The 13,965-nt window shown below is 33.6% G+C and carries 20 protein-coding genes; 16 read left to right on the top strand and 4 right to left on the bottom strand.

Features of this window, described 5'->3' with window-relative positions; translation table 11 throughout:
* The first annotated feature begins 67 nt into the window (after positions 1-67).
* Complete coding sequence (locus tag PVA17_RS12080) at positions 68-517, top strand: HTH domain-containing protein (RefSeq protein WP_274067817.1); 450 nt, start codon at positions 68-70, stop codon at positions 515-517.
* Here the strand turns inward: PVA17_RS12080 and PVA17_RS12085 are convergent.
* Positions 495-1,217 carry a DUF6037 family protein gene (locus PVA17_RS12085; protein WP_274067818.1) on the bottom strand — a complete coding sequence of 241 codons (723 nt, stop codon included), beginning with the start codon at positions 1,215-1,217 and terminating at the stop codon, positions 495-497. The two genes, PVA17_RS12080 and PVA17_RS12085, sit on opposite strands and share 23 nt — an antisense overlap.
* A 149-nt stretch (positions 1,218-1,366) precedes the next feature.
* On the opposite strand from PVA17_RS12085, the gene PVA17_RS12090 reads away from it, so the two are divergent.
* The gene (locus PVA17_RS12090) at positions 1,367-1,846 is read left to right on the top strand and encodes a hypothetical protein (protein WP_274067819.1); all 480 of its coding nucleotides are present in this window, start codon (positions 1,367-1,369) and stop codon (positions 1,844-1,846) included.
* 44 nt (positions 1,847-1,890) lie between these two features.
* On the opposite strand, the gene PVA17_RS12095 is transcribed toward PVA17_RS12090, so the two are convergent.
* Complete coding sequence (locus PVA17_RS12095) at positions 1,891-2,151, bottom strand: VOC family protein (RefSeq protein WP_274067820.1); 261 nt, start codon at positions 2,149-2,151, stop codon at positions 1,891-1,893.
* A 45-nt stretch (positions 2,152-2,196) separates the two neighbouring features.
* Between PVA17_RS12095 and PVA17_RS12100 the strand changes: the two genes are divergently transcribed.
* The 6 genes from PVA17_RS12100 (at position 2,197) to PVA17_RS12125 (ending at position 5,894) form a co-directional block, all read left to right on the top strand.
* Positions 2,197-2,760 (top strand): hypothetical protein, encoded by a 564-nt coding sequence (locus PVA17_RS12100; RefSeq protein ID WP_274067821.1) that lies wholly within the window; start codon positions 2,197-2,199, stop codon positions 2,758-2,760.
* Complete coding sequence (locus PVA17_RS12105; RefSeq protein WP_274067822.1) at positions 2,760-3,269, top strand: hypothetical protein; 510 nt, start codon at positions 2,760-2,762, stop codon at positions 3,267-3,269. Before PVA17_RS12100 ends, PVA17_RS12105 begins: the two co-directional genes overlap by 1 nt.
* 217 nt (positions 3,270-3,486) lie before the next feature.
* Positions 3,487-4,971, top strand: a complete 1,485-nt coding sequence (locus tag PVA17_RS12110; protein WP_274067823.1) for a hypothetical protein — start codon at positions 3,487-3,489, stop codon at positions 4,969-4,971.
* A gap of 15 nt (positions 4,972-4,986) precedes the next feature.
* Complete coding sequence (locus PVA17_RS12115) at positions 4,987-5,244, top strand: CPCC family cysteine-rich protein (protein WP_274067824.1); 258 nt, start codon at positions 4,987-4,989, stop codon at positions 5,242-5,244.
* A 110-nt stretch (positions 5,245-5,354) separates the two neighbouring features.
* Positions 5,355-5,555, top strand: a complete 201-nt coding sequence (locus PVA17_RS12120; RefSeq protein ID WP_274067825.1) for a helix-turn-helix domain-containing protein — start codon at positions 5,355-5,357, stop codon at positions 5,553-5,555.
* 12 nt (positions 5,556-5,567) lie between these two features.
* Complete coding sequence (locus PVA17_RS12125; protein WP_274067826.1) at positions 5,568-5,894, top strand: DUF771 domain-containing protein; 327 nt, start codon at positions 5,568-5,570, stop codon at positions 5,892-5,894.
* Positions 5,895-5,967: 73 nt separating this feature from the next.
* Here PVA17_RS12125 and PVA17_RS12130 read toward each other — a convergent pair whose 3' ends face one another.
* Positions 5,968-6,189: a helix-turn-helix domain-containing protein gene (locus PVA17_RS12130; RefSeq protein WP_274067827.1), complete on the bottom strand. Its 222-nt coding sequence runs from the start codon at positions 6,187-6,189 to the stop codon at positions 5,968-5,970.
* Positions 6,190-6,388: 199 nt separating this feature from the next.
* Here PVA17_RS12130 and PVA17_RS12135 point away from each other — a divergent pair, with 199 nt between their 5' ends.
* The 7 genes from PVA17_RS12135 (at position 6,389) to PVA17_RS12165 (ending at position 11,032) form a co-directional block, all read left to right on the top strand.
* A complete protein-coding gene (locus PVA17_RS12135) occupies positions 6,389-6,562 on the top strand; it encodes a hypothetical protein (RefSeq protein ID WP_274067828.1) in 174 nt (57 codons plus the stop codon).
* A 167-nt stretch (positions 6,563-6,729) separates the two neighbouring features.
* Positions 6,730-6,894 carry a hypothetical protein gene (locus PVA17_RS12140; RefSeq protein ID WP_274067829.1) on the top strand — a complete coding sequence of 55 codons (165 nt, stop codon included), beginning with the start codon at positions 6,730-6,732 and terminating at the stop codon, positions 6,892-6,894.
* A 36-nt stretch (positions 6,895-6,930) separates the two neighbouring features.
* Positions 6,931-7,281, top strand: coding sequence for a hypothetical protein (locus PVA17_RS12145; RefSeq protein WP_274067830.1), 351 nt, complete (start codon positions 6,931-6,933; stop codon positions 7,279-7,281).
* Entirely contained in the window at positions 7,282-7,431 is a 150-nt protein-coding gene (locus PVA17_RS12150; RefSeq protein ID WP_274067831.1) for a hypothetical protein, read from the top strand.
* Between the two features lie 589 nt (positions 7,432-8,020).
* A complete protein-coding gene (locus tag PVA17_RS12155; protein ID WP_274067832.1) occupies positions 8,021-8,617 on the top strand; it encodes a YpjP family protein in 597 nt (198 codons plus the stop codon).
* A 360-nt stretch (positions 8,618-8,977) separates the two neighbouring features.
* Complete coding sequence (locus tag PVA17_RS12160; protein ID WP_274067833.1) at positions 8,978-9,481, top strand: hypothetical protein; 504 nt, start codon at positions 8,978-8,980, stop codon at positions 9,479-9,481.
* A gap of 282 nt (positions 9,482-9,763) precedes the next feature.
* Entirely contained in the window at positions 9,764-11,032 is a 1,269-nt protein-coding gene (locus tag PVA17_RS12165) for an oligosaccharide repeat unit polymerase (protein ID WP_274067834.1), read from the top strand.
* A 49-nt stretch (positions 11,033-11,081) separates the two neighbouring features.
* Here the strand turns inward: PVA17_RS12165 and PVA17_RS12170 are convergent, their stop codons facing one another.
* Positions 11,082-11,732: a FusB/FusC family EF-G-binding protein gene (locus tag PVA17_RS12170; RefSeq protein ID WP_274067835.1), complete on the bottom strand. Its 651-nt coding sequence runs from the start codon at positions 11,730-11,732 to the stop codon at positions 11,082-11,084.
* Between the two features lie 419 nt (positions 11,733-12,151).
* Here PVA17_RS12170 and PVA17_RS12175 point away from each other — a divergent pair, with 419 nt between their 5' ends.
* The gene (locus tag PVA17_RS12175; protein ID WP_274067836.1) at positions 12,152-13,960 is read left to right on the top strand and encodes a S9 family peptidase; all 1,809 of its coding nucleotides are present in this window, start codon (positions 12,152-12,154) and stop codon (positions 13,958-13,960) included.
* Positions 13,961-13,965 lie beyond the last annotated feature (5 nt).

Genomic DNA, 13,965 nt, shown 5'->3' on the forward strand with positions numbered 1-13,965 from the left:
ATTTAGTATATAATATTACAATAATAAAACAAGTCATTATTGAAAATATATGAAGAGGTGTAATATAATGGATAAATTTCAGGATAATATAGAAGTATCTTTACTTTCCACTCCATCAAATCAATCTGATTACCTTAGAGAACAATTTCAAAATTTAATTAAAAAATTTAATTTAGAGTTTCAACAACTCTCAAAAATGTTTGATATGCCCATATATGAGATAGAAGATTTAATGAATGGTTCAAATAACATTACAAACCAAAAGTTTGAAGATGTAGAGAATAAATTAGCAATGTTGAATTATGGTTTTGAAGGTTTTGATGCAAAAGAAAGGGTAAAAGTAATATTGAACACTTTGTTAACTGAATATGAGTTAACGATTGAAAACTTGTCTAAAATTATTAATGTAGAAGAAAAAGAACTTATAGATTTTAAGGAAGAACGATTATTAGAAAAAACTATGGAAATAAAGATATCTGTGAATATCATTATGCTTAATTTTGTTTTACATAAATAACACTTAAGCCCAGGTACTCAATTAATTTTGTGAGCCTGGGCTTTTTTCCCTTTATGAAGTTATTCAGTTTTTTTTCTCTAATATTTTTTGATTCATTGTACTTATATTTTTCATCTGCAGTAAAGCGGACTGATATATTTCTATTACCAATAACTTTATTTGCCTCAGGAATAAGCATTTCAGTTTTCCAGTAATTTTCTGGAGATCTATTTTGTCCATGTTTTCTATTATCTCTAAATGAGTAGAAGTAAACTTTATCTTGTTCATTATCCTTAATAGTAGGATAATACTTTGCACATATTTTTCTATCAAGATAGTTGTTATTTGCATTGATAGGTGAATTTTTATCAACATACGTGAAGAAATCCTTAGGTTTGAATGGATTGTTAGGATCATAGTTGATATTTTTGTGTTCAAGGAAATTTGTAATTTCTCTATAATTAGGAAAATATGAGTTTATAAATAAGGCGTTTTTCTGTTTTACTAAATCAAATCTCATATTTTCGGCAGTTTCTTTTTTAAAAATAGTGAGTGTGTATGATTTTATAGAATTCAAATTATTAAAATCTTTAACTTCATATATTAATAAAGCACTAAATTCGATTTTATTATATTTAAAACCGAATACCTGATAATCTAAATTATTTTGAATCATTGAGAGGTGTAATTCAGATAAATTATCCAGTTTAATTAAAGCCAATTAAATTAACTCCTTTCAAATATTATATATAGAAAATATTAGCAAAACAAATGCTCGTAAATCAAACATTACAACTAACGTTATTGGTATATTTAGTAATTGGAAGTATACTATAGTAAGAATATATACATAATTAGGAGCGATGAGCTATGGCTAAAGCTTTAAATTGTCCAAACTGTGCTGCAACATTTGATCCAAAGGAAAATGTTTGCGAGTACTGCGGTAGTTATATTATTACATCAGAAGCAAAACAAATTACTTATGATACGGATGATTCCAAACTCTCAAATAAAAAAATCTTCTTCCATGAGATTGAAATGAATAAAAATGAATTCCCGATACGCTCAGGTGTAGCAAACATGTATTACAGTGCAACCAAATCTGACGGAGGCCGTTTGTTGTTAACAAATCAACGCTTGATCTTTTGCGCTCATGCTATAAATATAAACCCTAATTTATATTGGGAAGTTAGTTTAGATGAAGTAGATCGAACTGAACTCGGCCTAAACCTCATTATTACACAAAGAATTCATGTTTTTGATGATGAAGAGAATGAAACAACATTTGTCGTATATGGTGGGAAACATTGGCTAAATGAATTAGATCACGCTTTAAACAGAATTAAATAGAGGTGATTAATTTAAGACCAAGACAGGCTATCTTGGTCTCTTTTTTAATCTTTATACGAAGTTAATCTCAGATAATAGCCATCATAGTCAATAATACGAAAATCTTTCATTCCCCAAGATTGCGCTTTAAGACTTGATTCAACTGGATAATTTTTATCTAGAACACGTTGAAATGTTTTTTCAATATTATCTAGTAGTATCACTATTTTAACGCCTTTTCCTTTTTGTCTTAAACCGCCATTTTTAAAATAATGATTTTCCTTAAGAACATTATCAGATGTTAATAATAAAGCGAAATTATCCATTTTAACAATTGCACTAACTTCAGTCTTATTGCTGATGGTAAAGCCATGATTGTAAATAAGGATGGTACAGCTCAAGTAGATAGCACTATTTGTAAATTAGGTTGGGACAAGCCAATTATTAAATATATCGACAATCGTGCAGCTATACAAACGCCGAATGGCAAATGGAAAGACGCTGAGACAGGAAAAATTATTGAAGAAAAAGTTGATAATCCTGATGAAGATAATAAACCAAGTGACCCTAGTTGTAACATATCAGATGAAGAGATGGATATTGATTCAGAGTCATGTGAAGGCTTACCTTATTTCGGTAAAAAATTGGAGTACATTTTTGGGAATGCAACCGGAAACAAGCATAATATCGATCGTTCTATTGCTATGGAAAGGCAGTTAAATAGTATTGGGATTTTTGATGATGCTACAGGTAGAAAACTTGTGCTTGATAACTTATCAGATGCTTTCGATAATCCTTCTAGTATTCTAAAAACACAAGAAAATGGTAGAATAGTTAGAGAATCATTACTTTCAGGTCCTAATGGAGTATTAAAAATTGAATCTGTATGGGATAGGGAAAAATTAATAACGGTTAAACTTTATGGAGGTAAATGATGAAAGTAACCAATAATTATAATCTCTTTGAATTCGAGTCAAAATCAGAAATTGAAAACTATCTTAGAGTTAATCAATTCAATCTACTCAATAATAATTGTGTAGATCAAAAGATATTTTATGGAATAGGTACTGATACAGTAGACTCTATTTTTATCGGTGTTGTTGGTGGGCAACATGGAATTATACCATCATTACAGGAAGTTGAAACAGAAAATTGTATTTTGATAAGTATTGATGAAAAAGTTTATTGTGTAGAATTAAAGAATTATGAAATGTTATGGTTGAAGGAATTTGATTCTATTGTTTATGAAATTCTTAAAGCACCTGACTTTTCTCTTCTTATTTTATGTGAGTTAGGTGTTACATGTATTACTTATAGCGGAGAAAAACTATGGGAGCATACTAGCGATGTAATTACAGATTATAGGTTAGAGGGTAATTCATTAAGATTATCTACAGATGAAGAAGAGTATTATATTCTCTTGAAAAATGGTAGTGTTATTTGATTATAGGGACCACAGAATAAGTTAAGACCACTCCACGACGAGTGGTTTTTTTGCATTTGTTAAAACATAATAGCCTTCCACAATCAAAAAAATAGAATGAGTAATTTGACGTGTTTGTCAAGGAGGTATTTTTGTATAGGATATATTCCTTTTTAAGGTTATGTATGATAATTTTGGTGTGTGGATGTATGTTTAATTTTAATAAGGAGAGTTAGAAATGTTACATAGTACAAAGTTATTAAACAAAGTATTAATTACTCTAATGGCACTGTTACTTTTATTTAATACGAACTATGGTGCTTTTAAAACTTCAGAAGCTCATGCCAATGTATTGGCTGCAACTTTTGAAGAATGGGCCGCAGCAACTTATGCCGGTGTAGCAGTAGGTGTAATTGCGTTAGGTGCTGGAGCAATGCATACACAGGAATATTTGTTGGACAATGTGGACGCGATGTATCAGACGGCTAAAGAAACATGGCCAAAAATGTCCGCTGATATGAAAGCTAACTTTTTATCAAGTGTAGAGAAAATGGAAGATGGAATAATTACTGTAGGAGATTGGATTACAGGTGCATTGGATGCTCTTAAACCTAAGTTTGGTGCTGATACAGGTACTGGTAGTGGTAGTGGTTATTTTATTGCTAAATCCGGTAATGGTTATGCTTATTTAGCTGTAAATGATTACAACCCTACTTTTCCTCGATTAACTTATATCGATGAAGATGGTAAAAAAGATTATGCAAGAACTTCTATGGTATTACGGGTTAGAAAATATTCAAGTACTGTTTTTTACGTTGATGTAATTGTTGATGGTTTTACTCGAGGTTCTGTTTATTTCTATGATAAGCCAACAGATTTTCTTTCATCTTTATATGAACAATCAGGTAATGTGAAATCTCTTGGAGATATGCTTGCTTTTGCTGCAAGTATTGGTGTGAATCTAGGTATGTATTATCCGGATGGTACTACTGTTACTCCTGGTGCAAATACTTATAATCGTTTGGATGATTGGATACGTGAACGTGCTATCCCTAATGGTCAACTTGGAGTTTATAATCCAGGTGCTCAAGCATATACACCGGATGGCTATAGACTTGGTTTATCAAGTGATGGTCAAACGCTTTTAAAGCTTCCGGACGGGATTCCATGGGAAGGTACTGCAGATTGGAAGCAACCACTTTTAAATACCGTAGATGGTACTACAGCAGTTTTAGATACGGCTGTTGGGTCTTGGATAGATGTTACTACAGGTAAGAAAATACGTGATGCAACAGTACCTGAAATGGCATCTGGTACAGGTGTTGATGAATCAACCGCAGAATATGTATTGATTAAAGCCAAAGATGAGGAAAAGGCTAGAGAAGAGACAGGTGAATATGCAGGTAAGCCTTATGAAGGGGATAGAAATCCTGATCTAGACTTTAGAAATCGCAAAGGTAAATGTACTTTAGATAAACATGCTAATGACCATGGAAATGTCTCATCGGATAAGTATTTACACAACGCAAGGGATTTTTTAGAAAAACCGCCAACATCAACAACACAGACTTTTGTATCTGAGGAAGGAACATATTTTAGATATGATTCTGCTACAAATGAATTCGGTATTATTAATAAATATGGAGGGATATCAACATATTTTAAACCAGATGATAAAATTCTTTATTGGCTAGAGCAAATTAGAAAATACGCTCCAAAATAGAAAGGTGTGAAAGTAATGGAAATAAAGCCATATCCCTGTCCGTGTTGTGGTTACTTTACAATTTATGATGAATATGATATTTGCGATGTTTGTTATTGGCAACAGGATACAATAGGGTTAGATAAACCTGATGTTGCAACTGGTCCAAATCGTGTTTCTTTACATCAAGCACAAAAAAATTATAAAGAATTCGGTGCTTCTCAAAAGAGGTTACTAGAATTTGTTAGAGCACCAGAAGAAGATGAGCTTCCAGAAAATAATCTAGAAGATTAATAAAGATAACACAAAGACCACTCCGTGATGGGTGGTCTAATTTTTTACAGTTTTAATGGTTGAAATTAATAACTAAAATAGTAATATACCATTTAAAGAGGTGATCCTTCATGAATGAACTTTTAGAAGTTGCAGAAGTAGCTAAAAGACTTAAATGCAATAGAAATAAAGTGTATGACCTTATTAAAAGCGGCCAACTCGTAGGATTAAAACTTGGTCGAATGAAAGTATCAACTATTGAGCTGTATGATTTTTTAGTTAGAAACGCTGGTAAAGATTTAACAGACCCTTTTAACGTTAAGGATTTATAAAGGAGAAGAATTATGCAAACTCAGCATCTAAACGTAACTCTTTCAATTTCAATACCAGAAGATATGGTTTTAATCAAAAAAGTTGAACTTGAGAAATTAAATGAGCAAAGTTTGACTGGTGTTTATTGGACAATGAAAGACCTGGAGCAACGTACCAATAAAAAGCAAGCATGGCTAAAAGAAAATATTCTTTATCCTTCAAGATTTAAAAAGCAGCTAGATGTAAATTGCGGAGGATTCGTTTACTATCCAACAAAGAGTGGAGAGAAATGGGCATTCTTAGCTTCGAAAATGTCAAAGTTTCTTGAAGATAATTTCTATTTAATATTTTCGAAATAATTTAAAACACTTTCAGGCTGTATGATTAGCCGAGAGTGTTTTTATTTTTCGAACAAAGTGAAAGGACACCCGATTATTGGGCGTCCTCTTTTTTATTTGGTGTGTATTCGATTAAATCAGAGATATCGCAATCTAAAGCTGTACATAACGCTTCTATAGTATTTAGATCAATTCGTGTTACCTCATTCTTTTGCAAAGCGTATAAAGTATTCTTATTTAATCCACTTTTCTCCACTAATTGTGGAACTTTAATTTTTCTTTCAAACATGATTCTATCCAAAGTGATTTTTATCAATATAATCCCTCCTAATTCAATTATACAATGAAGTTGGTAATTTTTCATAATTACTATTGACTAAATATTAATTAGTGTGTACAATGAAGTTAGTAAAAAGTACAATGAAGTTAGTACAAATCTATTTAATAACCATCAAAGGTTAGTCGAAGAATGGACTAGAAATAGCCGACATGGTGAAAGGGGAGAGAATATTAATGTGTGGACGTGGCCAATCAACAACTATTCAGCAGCGTATGAATACATCCACAATAAAATGAAGCAATTGGACCTGGTGAAAGACGCTCATAAGCATACATGCCGTTTAGCACGCATTACGAAGTACCACAATCTATTATGTGGAAGTAGCTTACATGCGCCAGCACTTGTATAAAGCGTTTGGAAACGTATCTTTGAAAGGAAGTGAGGACGCATGAAGGTGACAGCAAAAGAATGGCGTGTCATGTCTGACCACAATAAACAACTGTTGTTAAATGCGGTCGCCAATAGATAGAAGTACAGTAAGCATATTTCCACTAATAAAAATAATGAGGTGATTATATGGATAACAACAAATTACAGGCTCTAATAAAAGTGAATAATTGTGATAATGCAAAGGATCATCTGCGCATAGTTGAAATGGTGTTACAAATTGACAACAAAAAGGCATTAGATACATTGTACGTTTTAACGAAATCGGTATTGAAAAAGAGTAACTCACTTTGATTGAGTTACAAAATAAATAGGAAAAGGGGAATCTACATGCAACAAACGCAAAACACTTTAAGAACAGTCGCACATGAGAATAGTAGCAAAGCATTTATCCTATCTGCACAGATGATTCAATTAGAGGTTGTACAAGGTGCTGTAGCTCGTTTAATGGACAGAATAGACGAGATCACTCATAAAGGTTGGGATAAAAACCCTGGAATGGCGTGTTGCGCAATTGATGAGATACGAGATACAGTGCGTCTTATTGATATGGCTTTATTTCCGTTGTTCAAGGAAATATTAGAAGAAGTCAAAACACTTAACGTTCACGCACAAGATTTGTATGATATTGTAATTAGTGAACCGGAAGTTCAAAGTGTTTGGGGGAAGGAGGGAATGTAATTGAAAACCATACCATCTATTGAAACACAACAACGTATGCATGCTTTCTTTATGAAAACATCAGCACCACGTATCTATAAAGAACTTTTAGAAGAAGAACAAAAACGTAAAGAAATGGAATCTCAACAAGATGCGAATAAGGAAAAGTAATAAAAATGAGCACTTGCTACGGCAGGTGCTTTTATTATAGAAAGTAAAAAAAGATTGAAGCAAATAGCCACAATCTATGTATTTCATCATCTATACAAACATGCCCACCAAAGCGTTAATAATTAGCCCCAACTAGCCCCAAATTAGCCCCGAAAGTTAGCCCCAATTTAATGTTATTTAAAGTGTTTATATGCATTGTTGATAAAAAGTAAAAAGCCTACAGAATATTGATGTAGTAGGCTTTGTGGGAATTAATTATTGCTCTTTACAAAGGAATTGTATTAGTTCGTGAAGCATAAAGATGATAAGTAACCTAACATTAATAAAAGACCAATACCCATTGCGATTTCCATGTTTTGTACCTCCTTTTAAAAAAACGACACATTTAACCCGCATACTGTCAATAAATACCCGATTAGTTTGGGCAACAGGATGATGGTTATACAAACGTTTTCACAAGATGTGAAGTTTTTACTTTATACATAAATATTGTACAATGAATTATAGAAATATGAAACCTTTTATAGGCTTATGCGTATATATAAGTAATAGAATTACCAATTTGTACATAAAGAGAAGGTGTTAATTAATGAAGAAATGGGTTCAAAAAAGTATCGTCATAATGGTTGCGTTTTTAACTTTTGGATTAATTACGCCAACACATGAGATATGGGAAGCATTTGATCAAAATCCATCGAATCGTGCTTCTATCGGACCATCACCTGGGACAAGCACTGCAGAAGCAGCTGCTCTGCCGATAGAGACAGAAATACAAGAAGAACCGGTCGACTACAGTTCATTGCTCGTCGACGCTGCTAAAGAGCAATCTTATATTAAATTCGGCTCAAAAATTGGCCCGAAAATTAGCAATGAGTTTGATTCCATTATCTTCCCAAAAATGGAGGAAGCCATTGCGATGACAGTAGCTAGTTTAGACGATGCATCATTAGCATCGTTAACAATTTCAGAAAAGCCAAGTGGCAACTATGGAGAAAAAATTTTCAATATTAGTAGCAATGAAACAGGGATGGATTTAATTCGCTTCCATGTCCGCACCGAAAAACGACCACAGGAAGGTTATTATTACAACTTCCACTACCATAGTGCCGAGGACGACTTTATGGCACATAACAATTTAGGGGATATATACTGGGAGAAAAACACACCTCCGAAATGGTTATCCTAAAAAATTACGAAACACTCGTTTAAAACGCGGGTGTTTTTTTGTTTATAAACACTCGTGTATCAACGTTTATAGTGCGATGTTAAGTTGTTGTATTCAGCTATCATTATAATAGGGGAAAGCAGAAAAAAGTATGTACCCCAGAAAGTACCTCAAGATTATAGATTTCACCTATTAAAAAGTCTTTTTAATAGTTTGGTTTAAATGAATTGTATTGTTTTTTACAGGGAAATTGGATTGCGTCCAATCACTACATTTACAATCAAAAATATAGTGGAATTCTTTCTACAACCGTCTAACAATTGTTTTTGTATTTTAATAAGATATACAGAAAGTAATTTCTTTTTAATAGGAGGTGAAACTTTGTCAAATCAAACATCAACATGTCAAAATACTAGAAAGTATACGATAACTACAGGACCATTTCTTGTTCCATTAGATGCTGCAGTTGGACAGCCTAATAATCGACTTGTGATTCTGATAAAAAACCCTACAAGCAAACCATTAGAAGCTGATGTTGTGATTGAATATTGTCCTTCTTTACAACTTTCAACGGAAGGAATATCACTTCCTTTTATAACGAATGAGAATGAAAAACCTTTTCTAGAAGGTCTTCCATTAACGGTTATACCTCCAAGGAGTTGTACACGATTGGAATTTGATATTAGTTCGATTGTAAATGGGATTCTTCATGTTAAATCTACAGGCGATTATTTAGTAGGAGAGCGCCCTTTACGTGGCAGACTTGAGATTGAAGTGGTCGGTGGATCAGGCCTTTCTAGTCCTACAAATCCTGGTCTTTCTGTTGCAGATCCGTCCATGGTATTCCATTTCGGTGATATGAAGGTTATGCTTCTCGGAAATTAAATTATAAAACCTTTAAACGAGTACAGGCAGCACAAAAGCACTGTACTCGTATTCCTTTTTGATAGGAAGAGCTATTGTTTTACACATAGCAGTATCCCGAACCACGAAGACAGAAACACTTATTAGAATTTTAATAATTCGATACTTTCCTTGAATACTGTTAACAAAAGTAGTGAGTGAATATATAAAATAATCTGTTAATATGGTATACTATTCTTGTTTTACATAATTGGAAATTAATATAAAGTATGGGGGAGAAAGCATTTTGGGGTGTAAAAGGATATGAAACAATTTTTAAGAAAATTAAATAAAATCGATACGTTTTCGCCGTATTTCTTTTTACCATTTATTTTACTGCTATATTTCTTTACGAGCATGTTTGATTGGCATAGATTTGAAATGTTCAATTTACATGTTTCCATCTGGCCCGCAGTTATTTTAGCAGTTCTTTGTTATTACATAGGTGTTTATGTTATAGACAAGATGAAATGGACAATTCCTTCATTTGGTCTGTCGTTTTTAGGCAAATATGTGATTCATTTTATCGTGTTTCTTACGTTACTTGGTTTATGCTCGTACATATGGATGGTTTTTGGAAGCGGACTTGGTATTTCGGATGAATCAAATCGCCGAAATTTAAATCCAAAGCTGAACTTCTTTAGTCAATTACTATGGTTTGGCGTGTTATTGCTACTATCCTATAAAATGATTTTAGAAAAGCATATGACGTGGAAGAAAGGGTTTATCTACGGTTCTATCTATGCATTTATCATTTTTTTATTTGTGTTAGTTGCCTATCGAACGCCATTAATTATTATCCTATTTACAGGGATCATCATTATCCACTATGTAGTAAAACGAGTGAAATTGGCGTGGTTTTTAACAACGCTTTTAGTTATTGGTGTAGCTTTTTCTATGTTTAGTTTTATTCGTGTGTTAACGGAGGACCGGTCACTAGAATTTAATAGAAGAGATCAGCCAGATGTGGAGCTAACGGATGAGGCGAGAGACCAGCTGTTAACGGCTGAAGAAAAGGTAAACCAAACGCCGTTATGGGTGCGTGCATTAAATGAAGAAAGTGTAACAGGGCATATTGTATTAAGTACAATTATGGAGTATACGCAGGAGAACGGTTATTTAAACGGTGAAGTCCATAAAGGTATCTTTAGTACGATATTACCTGGTAAGCAAATTTCACCTCGCATGATGGTCACGGAGGTTGTCAATTCCGTAAGTATAGAGAAGGGCAAGGTTATTACACGTGGAAATCGTACAACTACACCAACCTTTATCGGTCAATTATTTTTAGATGGGGGCTATTTATTAGTTGCAATTGGTTTCTTTTTATACGGTGCTTTAATTTCGCTTCTTTATAATAAAGTGAAGCAGGAAGGCATTCGTAGTTTCCATTCTGTCGCCTATGCCTTTACGATTACGGTATTTACGGTGTCGATGCATACAGGTTTACTGGATTTAATTTTTGTTTTAATGCTCGGCTTTGTTATCATTGCATCATCGATAAAAGTGGATCAAAATCAGCTTCGTTATTAATAATAAAAATGATCATAAAAAGCCTTCCCACAATGGAGAAGGCTTCTTTTTATTGAGTGATGCGCTCGAAAAATGCTTTTGTTTTTTCGATATCCGTAACATGCCGGTTGCATAATTGGCTATCTGCGCAAATGTAATTACTATAATTCGTGAACGTACCAACGGTTTGCCCTTTTACAGATGTAGTAAATAGGCCAACGTCGGAATGGCGATTACATATTGCACATATTCCACGAATTGTATCATTAGAGAATGTGCCTTTAATCGATTTTAGCTTGTCATCTTGTTCTAGTAAAACGTATTTTCGATGTGTTCCAGGATCATCCCAAGCTAAATAACAAATCTCCTGAAAATCAATTTCTTCAAGCTTCGGTAGTTTTAGCTTTTTTTCCTTTTTAAAAAGGCTTTTTAATGCACTGGTAGTGACTGCTTTGAATGGGATGACGTATCGTTTTAATTGCTCTATATACTCATCACCTTGTGCACGATTCGTCACTTCAAAAAGCTGTTCAATCAACTCAGCTTGCTCAGCCGACAGCGCTAATTTTGTTGTAATCTCGCTTTCAACGATACCTTGTACGGCAAGGATAACGTCCTTATCTTTTGTCGTAGCAAGGGTTAATATGATTTTATTCATTTGCTGCTCAAGTAAATGATAGTTTGCGACCGTTAAAAACGGTTGGATTGTTGGTTTTTCCATTTGAATTCACTCCTGTATTGTAGGCTTTTCATAAAGGTTTATGGCCTAAAGAGATCATTCAATTATGTTATTCGGGTTAACTTTTCTAGACCTCTTTGACCTGTAATGTGTTTGGTCTAGAGCAAGCATTACAAAAGAATGCGTCCATTTCGATTCCTCCTTGAAAAGAAAACTAGCTTTATTATAACATTTTTTGGGGAAAATATAAAATTAAAATATTCAGATATCAATATTAAATAAATGGTATAATTATATTTATTGGGATTTCCATCATGGCATGGGATTTATTCCCGTTATGAATAGGTGCTTTCCTCCGATAAGTCGATTTGGATGTAGATGGTTAAGACGTTATCACAGGAAAAGGGATGGAAACCTTTGTACTGTTACCAGAGAAAAATTTTAAGAAAAGAGGAATGTCTATGATTCAGTTTGAAAAGATGAACACAAAGCATTTTTTGCAAAACTTTACGGTAAGTGATTTTGCGATTAGTCCTAATGAAAAGCAGATGGTATTAAGTACGAATTTTAATGGATATTTTAATCTTTGGGGAATGGATTTAGAGAAAAAGTTTCCGTATCAAATGACTTTTCATAATCAAACTTCGGATTTTATTAAATATTCGAAAACAGGTGAATTCCTTTTAGTTGGATTTGATAAAGATGGTGATGAGAATAGTCAAATTTATGCAATTCCACCTGAGGGAGGAAGCCTAGTACCAATTCGCTATAAAGAGGGAGAACGTCATTTCTACGGACATTTGACTGATGATGGTAGACATCTTTATTATTCAACTACAGCTGGAAATTCAACGTATTTAAATAGTTTAGTTTATGACATTGAGAGTGAAGAAGAAAAGTTACTGATTGAGGGTAGTGATGCACCTACTTTTATCGCTACAGTTAGCCCAGAGGAAAAATCATTTGTTTATATTAAACAGTTTGGAAATACGCATTCCCTAGCATATGTACAAATTGATGGTGAGGAAGTATTGCTCACGCCATTAACGGATAAGCAGCATACAGTTGCCGATGTTGTGTATATTTCTGAAATGGAAATTTATTTTTTAACAGATTACGATGAAGATTTTAGCTATTTAGCAAAATTCGATATTCAGTCGAAACAATTTACAAAGTTGCTTCAATTAGAAAAAGAAAGTTTTACAAGTATTTATTATTCAAAAGAAGAGTATGCACTATATATTGTCGGTTCCTATGGTGTAGAGGATCGGCTTTATCGTTATACAATTGTAGATGGAAAAAATGAAAAACTCGAAACACCTGTTGATATTATTGAGAAAATGGTTATTATGCCAAGCGGACATTTATATTTGCTTGGAAAATCGGCTACGAAGCCAAATAATATTTTTGTGTCAAAGGAAATGGGAAGTTCATGGTTAGAGGTAACTCACTATAGAGTACCGGGTGTTCGAGATGAGGATTTGGTAGAACCTGAAGTGCTTCGTTATCCATCATTTGATGGTTTGGAAATTGAGGCACTGTTGTTCAAGGCGAAGGAGGAAAATTCGAATGGCCATGTTATTTTATGGCCACATGGTGGTCCGCAAGCAATTGAACGCAAATCATTTCGACCGATGTTCCAATTTCTTGTTAGCCAGGGATACTCTATTTTTGCACCAAATTTTAGAGGCTCATCGAACTATGGCCTAGACTTTAAGAAAAAGGTTGAGGGCGATTGGGGTCATGGTCCACGTCTTGATAATACTACTGGGATTGATTGGCTTATTGAGAAGGGCTATGCTGATCGTGATAAAATGCTGCTTTTAGGTGGTAGCTATGGTGGCTATATGGCACTGCTATTACATGGTCGCCATGCAGATTACTTTAAAGCAGTTGTCGATATTTTTGGCCCAAGTAATCTGTTTTCATTTATTGAGTCTGTCCCGGATTTTTGGGCACCATATATGAAGCAATGGATAGGAGATCCAGAAAAAGACAAGGAAAGATTAACAGCCGATTCGCCAATTACGTATTTAGATGGTATGACGAAACCTATGTTAGTCATTCAAGGGGCGAACGATCCACGTGTTGTGCAAAAGGAATCTGACCAAATTGTTGCTGCTTTAAAAGATAAGGGGCGAGAAGTAGAATATATTGTGCTAGAGGATGAGGGTCATGGATTCACGAAAAAGGCGAATGAAATTTACGTGTATGAGAAAATACTCGAATTCTTTAATACACATATCCATTTAAAAACGGGGGCTTTTTAATTTAT

It is taken from the genome of Lysinibacillus sp. CNPSo 3705, from assembly GCF_028674935.1.
In the GTDB taxonomy this organism is placed as follows: Bacteria; Bacillota; Bacilli; order Bacillales_A; family Planococcaceae; genus Lysinibacillus.

Excerpts from the sequence above, each read along its gene's own strand:
- PVA17_RS12080 (WP_274067817.1), top strand. The coding sequence starts at position 68 with ATGGATAAATTTCAGGATAATATAGAAGTATCTTTACTTTCCACTCCA.
- PVA17_RS12090 (WP_274067819.1), top strand. The coding sequence starts at position 1,367 with ATGGCTAAAGCTTTAAATTGTCCAAACTGTGCTGCAACATTTGATCCA.
- PVA17_RS12095 (WP_274067820.1), bottom strand. The coding sequence starts at position 2,151 with ATGGATAATTTCGCTTTATTATTAACATCTGATAATGTTCTTAAGGAA.
- PVA17_RS12100 (WP_274067821.1), top strand. The coding sequence starts at position 2,197 with ATGATTGTAAATAAGGATGGTACAGCTCAAGTAGATAGCACTATTTGT.
- PVA17_RS12105 (WP_274067822.1), top strand. The coding sequence starts at position 2,760 with ATGAAAGTAACCAATAATTATAATCTCTTTGAATTCGAGTCAAAATCA.
- PVA17_RS12110 (WP_274067823.1), top strand. The coding sequence starts at position 3,487 with ATGTTACATAGTACAAAGTTATTAAACAAAGTATTAATTACTCTAATG.
- PVA17_RS12115 (WP_274067824.1), top strand. The coding sequence starts at position 4,987 with ATGGAAATAAAGCCATATCCCTGTCCGTGTTGTGGTTACTTTACAATT.
- PVA17_RS12120 (WP_274067825.1), top strand. The coding sequence starts at position 5,355 with ATGAATGAACTTTTAGAAGTTGCAGAAGTAGCTAAAAGACTTAAATGC.
- PVA17_RS12125 (WP_274067826.1), top strand. The coding sequence starts at position 5,568 with ATGCAAACTCAGCATCTAAACGTAACTCTTTCAATTTCAATACCAGAA.
- PVA17_RS12140 (WP_274067829.1), top strand. The coding sequence starts at position 6,730 with ATGGATAACAACAAATTACAGGCTCTAATAAAAGTGAATAATTGTGAT.
- PVA17_RS12145 (WP_274067830.1), top strand. The coding sequence starts at position 6,931 with ATGCAACAAACGCAAAACACTTTAAGAACAGTCGCACATGAGAATAGT.
- PVA17_RS12155 (WP_274067832.1), top strand. The coding sequence starts at position 8,021 with ATGAAGAAATGGGTTCAAAAAAGTATCGTCATAATGGTTGCGTTTTTA.
- PVA17_RS12165 (WP_274067834.1), top strand. The coding sequence starts at position 9,764 with ATGAAACAATTTTTAAGAAAATTAAATAAAATCGATACGTTTTCGCCG.
- PVA17_RS12170 (WP_274067835.1), bottom strand. The coding sequence starts at position 11,732 with ATGGAAAAACCAACAATCCAACCGTTTTTAACGGTCGCAAACTATCAT.
- PVA17_RS12175 (WP_274067836.1), top strand. The coding sequence starts at position 12,152 with ATGATTCAGTTTGAAAAGATGAACACAAAGCATTTTTTGCAAAACTTT.